This window comes from Streptomyces sp. NPDC048288 (assembly GCF_043201555.1).
Taxonomy (GTDB): Bacteria; Actinomycetota; Actinomycetes; order Streptomycetales; family Streptomycetaceae; genus Streptomyces.
On sequence record NZ_JBICZD010000032.1, the window covers coordinates 1 to 4,499 of the forward strand.

A 4,499-nucleotide genomic window follows, 5' to 3' on the forward strand; every position below is an offset into this window, starting at 1 on the left:
AACGTCCACAGCTCTTCCGGCGCCATCCGCTCGACAAGCGCAGCAGTCATCACCCCAGACTGCCGCAAGATCACGCCAACTGAAATGGCGTCTAACCCGCACCCCGCAACGCGTCCTAAGCCGTCCCACTGATCCGCGGCAACGAAGTAACCCCCGCCCCACCCGGCGCCGCCGCGGCAACGGGCTGCTCCGTCCCGGGACGGGCATGCGCCGCCGCCGGCCGGGTCGACCGCAACCGATTGCTGACCGCCTCGTCCAGCGTCACCGGCCGCTGCATCTGCGCGGCCAGCCGCCCCGCCTCCTGACCGAGCCGCGCCACGTCCTCCCAGGGGAGCCGCACGACCAGGGAGATCTCCGCCTCGCCGTCGGGCAGGGCCTGCATGGGAGGGAGTGCCTGAGGGGTAACCCGCTCGTTCATCGCCTGTTCCTCACGTCGCCTGAACCTCAGTCGGTCGCAGAGACATACGCACCCAACCGGGCCGACGTTCACATGAACGCCACCCGCTTCGGCCGGTGATTCCCTGGGCACTACTTCCCTGTGGTCATCCCCGTCCATGACGTGAACCCGGTGCGACGCACGCCGTATGTGACGTACGCGCTGATCGCCGCGAACATCCTCGTGTTCCTCTTCACGCCCGGCATAGCCGGCTCCGTGGCGGGCGGCAGCGACCTGTCGCAGCTGTGCCATCTGCAGGCCTTCCTGGACCACTACGCGGCGGTCCCCAAGGAGCTGATCCACCATCAGCTGCCCCAGGTGGTCCCCACGGGCCAGGTGGGCATCGGCCGCGGCGGCCCCGGTTGCGTGGTCGGCCCGCCGGCCTACGACAAGTCGCCGCCGCTGTCCGTCTTCACGGCGATGTTCCTGCACGGCAGCTGGCTGCACCTGCTGGGCAACATGCTGTTCCTGCTGATCTTCGGCAACAACGTCGAGGACCGGATGGGCCACGTCCGGTACTTCCTCTTCTACGTCGTCTGCGGCTACGCGGCCGGCTACGGCTTCGCGCTCGTCAACGACACCTCGGGCGACCCGCTGATCGGCGCGTCCGGCGCGATCGCCGGCGTCCTGGGCGCCTATCTCGTCCTCTATCCGAGGGCCAGGGTCTGGGTGCTGGTCCCGTTCCTGATCTTCCTGCCGCTGCGGCTGCCGGCCTGGCTGGTGCTGGGGTTCTGGTTCGTGCTGCAGGCGGTGTACTCGTCGGGCGAGGGCGTCTCCGACGCCGGCACCGTGGCGTACGCGGCGCATGTCGTCGGCTTCCTCGCGGGCATGCTGCTCGCGTGGCCGCTCAAGGCCGGCACGCCCCCGCCGCCGGAACCGCGCGGCCTGCTGTTCGGCAGGCGGGCCCGGCCCCGGCACAGCTGGTGAGGACTGCCCGGAGACCGCTCGGGGAACGGCTCAGCGGGCGGACTCCGTGTGGACGAACTCGACCAGCCGGGTCAGCGCGTCCGGGTCGGTGGACGGCATGACGCCGTGCCCGAGGTTGAAGACGTGGCCCTCAAGCCCCGCGGCCGCGTCGAGCACCTCGCGCGCCTTGGTCTCCACCACGTCCTTGCCGGCGAACAGGACCGTCGGGTCGAGGTTGCCCTGCAGCGCCTTGCCGGGGCCGATCCGGCGGACGGCCTCGTCGAGCGGGACGCGCCAGTCGACGCCGACGACGTCCGCGCCGGCCTCGCCCATGAGCTGGAGGAGTTCGCCGGTGCCGACACCGAAGTGGATGCGCGGGACGCCGTAGCCGGAGACCGCGTCGAAGACCTTCGCGGAGGCGGGCAGCACCGAGCGGCGGTAGTCGGCCGGGGCCAGCGCGCCGGCCCAGGAGTCGAAGAGCTGGACGGCGGAGGCGCCGGCCTCGATCTGCACCTTGAGGAACGCGGCCGTGATGTCGGCGAGCCGGTCGAGGAGGTCGGCCCACAGCTCGGGGTCGCCGTACATCATCGACTTGGCGTTCTCGTACGTGCGCGAGGGGCCGCCCTCGACGAGGTAGCTCGCGAGGGTGAACGGGGCCCCGGCGAAGCCGATCAGCGGGGTCGGGCCGAGCTCGGCGGTGAGCAGGCCGATCGCCTCGGTGACGTAGGAGACGTCCTCGGGGGTGAGGTCACGGAGCTGGGCCAGGTCGGCGCGGGTGCGGATCGGGTGCGCGACGACCGGGCCGACGCCGGGCTTGATGTCGAGGTCGACGCCGATGGCCTTGAGCGGGACGACGATGTCGCTGTAGTAGATCGCCGCGTCCACGTTGTGCCGGCGGACCGGCTGGAGTGTGATCTCGGTGACCAGCTCGGGCCGCGTGCAGGACTCCAGCATGGGGATGCCCTCGCGCACCTTCAGGTACTCCGGCAGCGAGCGCCCGGCCTGCCGCATGAACCACACGGGGGTGTGCGGCACGGGTTCACGCCTGCACGCCTTGAGGAAGGCGCTGTCGTACGTCGCTGTCGGCTGCTGGCCCGCGGGGCTTCCGTTCGCACTCACGACGGCAAGTCTCGCACGCCCCCGGAGCACGCGTGGCCGCGCCCTGTGTGCCGCCCCAGGTGCGGCCTTAGGTGGTGTCTCTCCCTGCGCGAAGGCGTCGTTCCCCTTACTCTTCCCCGCATGGCTGCGGCTCAGGGACGACTGTCGGACGGCGCTGGCGGGACGGGCGAAGGGAAGGAGAACGGGGACGAGGAGGGGCATACGGGGAGTACGGCGCCGCCGGCCTTCCGCGCGGCGGTGGACGCACTGCGCGGGGCGCGGCTGCGGCCGCAGGTCGAGGTGGAGCCGACGCCCGCACCGCAGCGGCTCGCCCCGTTCGCGTACGCCGTGGAGGCCGCGGTGGTCGACGGCGACCAGGATCTCGCCGACGGGCGTCTGGTGCTGCTGCACGACCCGGCCGGGCACGACGCCTGGCGCGGCACGTTCCGGCTGGTGACGCTGGTGCGTGCGGAGCTGGAGCCGGAGATGGCGGCCGACCCGCTGCTGCCGGAGGTCTGCTGGTCGTGGCTGACCGGGGCGTTCCAGGCGCGCGGTCTGTCGTACGGGGAGCCGAGCGGGACCGTCACGCGCGCGAGTTCGCACTACTTCGGCGGGCTGTCCGAGCGCCCCGCCGCCTCGCAGATCGAGATCCGGGCCTCCTGGACGCCCCGGGAGGGGCGCACCGGCGTCCCGGACACCGCGGCCCACCTCGCCTCCTGGTGCGACCTGCTGGCACAGGTCGCGGGCCTGCCGCCGGCCGCCCCCGGCGACGCCTCGGTGGTCACGCTGCCCCAGCGCCGCGACCCGCAGGCTCGCTGACCCCGCACCGCCATGTCATCGGGACCCGTCCACCCGGGTCCCGTCGACTCACCCTTCATTGACCATCTCTTTGTCGATACGGCCACTTTCTGTCCCGTACGGCAACGGCCCGAACCGATTCGATCTTCGGATGATCGATCGCGTGTCCGAATTGCACGTATTGTTACTCACCAGATCGTGATCATTCTCTAAAGGAGGACGGGTTTGGTGCCGAAGACGACTGTGACCTTGAAAGCACGGTTCGTCCCGGCTTCATCCCCACAAGCCGGCCCCCGTCCCCCACCCCAGGAGGCCTGGTGTCCGTTCTCCTCGAGCAGCCCGCAAGCCTGGTCGCCTACCGCCCGAACAAGCCCACCGCCATGGTGGTCGTGGCCGATCCGCGCGTCCGCTCCACCGTCACCCGCCACCTGTGGGCGCTCGGCGTGCGCGATGTCATCGAAGCCTCGTCCATCGCGGAGGCTCGTCCCCGCATCGGCAACCCCCGCGACATCTGCGTCGCCGACGTCCACCTCCCCGACGGCTCCGGCCTGACCCTCCTGTCCGAGACCCGGGCGGCGGGCTGGCCCAACGGCCTGGCCCTGTCCGCCGCCGACGACATCGGCGCCGTGCGCAACGCCCTGGCCGGCGGGGTCAAGGGCTACGTCGTCACCGGCACCCGCACCAACATCGGGCTCCCCACCCGACCGGGTGCCGCCCCCATCGGTTCCGCCGCCGCCCGTATGCACCGCCGCCCCCCGGGTGCCCCGAGCCACCCGGGCGGCTACCGCGAGCTCTCCGGCCGTGAGGTCGAGGTGCTCCGACTGGTCGCGGAGGGCCAGTCGAACAAGGCGATCGGCGTCTCGATGGGCCTGTCCGCCCTCACCGTCAAGAGCCACCTCGCCCGCATCGCCCGCAAGCTCGGCACGGGCGACCGCGCCGGGATGGTCGCCGTGGCCCTGCGCACCGGCATCATCCACTGACCCGCCGCATCCGGACCCGCCGCACCCTGGCCCGCCGCACACCGTCCACCGCACACCGACCCGTCGAACGTTCATTGACGTGAACAGGATCGGCCGCTGGTCCGCCCTCACGTCACAGCCCGCTGTCCCCCGTTCGTGGACCTGATCTTTCACCGAGCTGACTGGTTTACGACCCTCCGGGGGCCCTGGGCGGTTCGTTTCGGGGGAGGGGGGCCGGCACACACGGCTACGCGTGACAATGGAGCGGAGCGCCAGCACCCGGACGAGCACCGTGTCGGCGG

Annotated in this window: 5 protein-coding genes; 3 read left to right on the forward strand and 2 right to left on the reverse strand. The window is 71.5% G+C overall.

Annotation, left to right across the window (positions count from 1 at the left end; genetic code table 11):
• Positions 1-115 precede the first annotated feature (115 nt).
• Entirely contained in the window at positions 116-418 is a 303-nt protein-coding gene (locus ACGFZS_RS49610; RefSeq protein WP_355727551.1) for a hypothetical protein, read from the reverse strand.
• 120 nt (positions 419-538) lie between these two features.
• On the opposite strand from ACGFZS_RS49610, the gene ACGFZS_RS49615 reads away from it, so the two are divergent.
• Positions 539-1,363: a rhomboid family intramembrane serine protease gene (locus ACGFZS_RS49615; RefSeq protein ID WP_393800818.1), complete on the forward strand. Its 825-nt coding sequence runs from the start codon at positions 539-541 to the stop codon at positions 1,361-1,363.
• A gap of 30 nt (positions 1,364-1,393) precedes the next feature.
• On the opposite strand, the gene hemE is transcribed toward ACGFZS_RS49615, so the two are convergent.
• Entirely contained in the window at positions 1,394-2,461 is a 1,068-nt protein-coding gene (gene hemE, locus ACGFZS_RS49620) for a uroporphyrinogen decarboxylase (protein ID WP_359217107.1), read from the reverse strand.
• Between the two features lie 120 nt (positions 2,462-2,581).
• Here hemE and ACGFZS_RS49625 point away from each other — a divergent pair, with 120 nt between their 5' ends.
• Together ACGFZS_RS49625 and ACGFZS_RS49630 are read left to right on the forward strand one after the other, a co-directional pair.
• Positions 2,582-3,259, forward strand: a complete 678-nt coding sequence (locus tag ACGFZS_RS49625) for a DUF3000 domain-containing protein (protein WP_355727547.1) — start codon at positions 2,582-2,584, stop codon at positions 3,257-3,259.
• Between the two features lie 296 nt (positions 3,260-3,555).
• The gene (locus ACGFZS_RS49630) at positions 3,556-4,218 is read left to right on the forward strand and encodes a response regulator transcription factor (RefSeq protein ID WP_123973178.1); all 663 of its coding nucleotides are present in this window, start codon (positions 3,556-3,558) and stop codon (positions 4,216-4,218) included.
• The last annotated feature ends 281 nt before the right edge of the window (positions 4,219-4,499 follow it).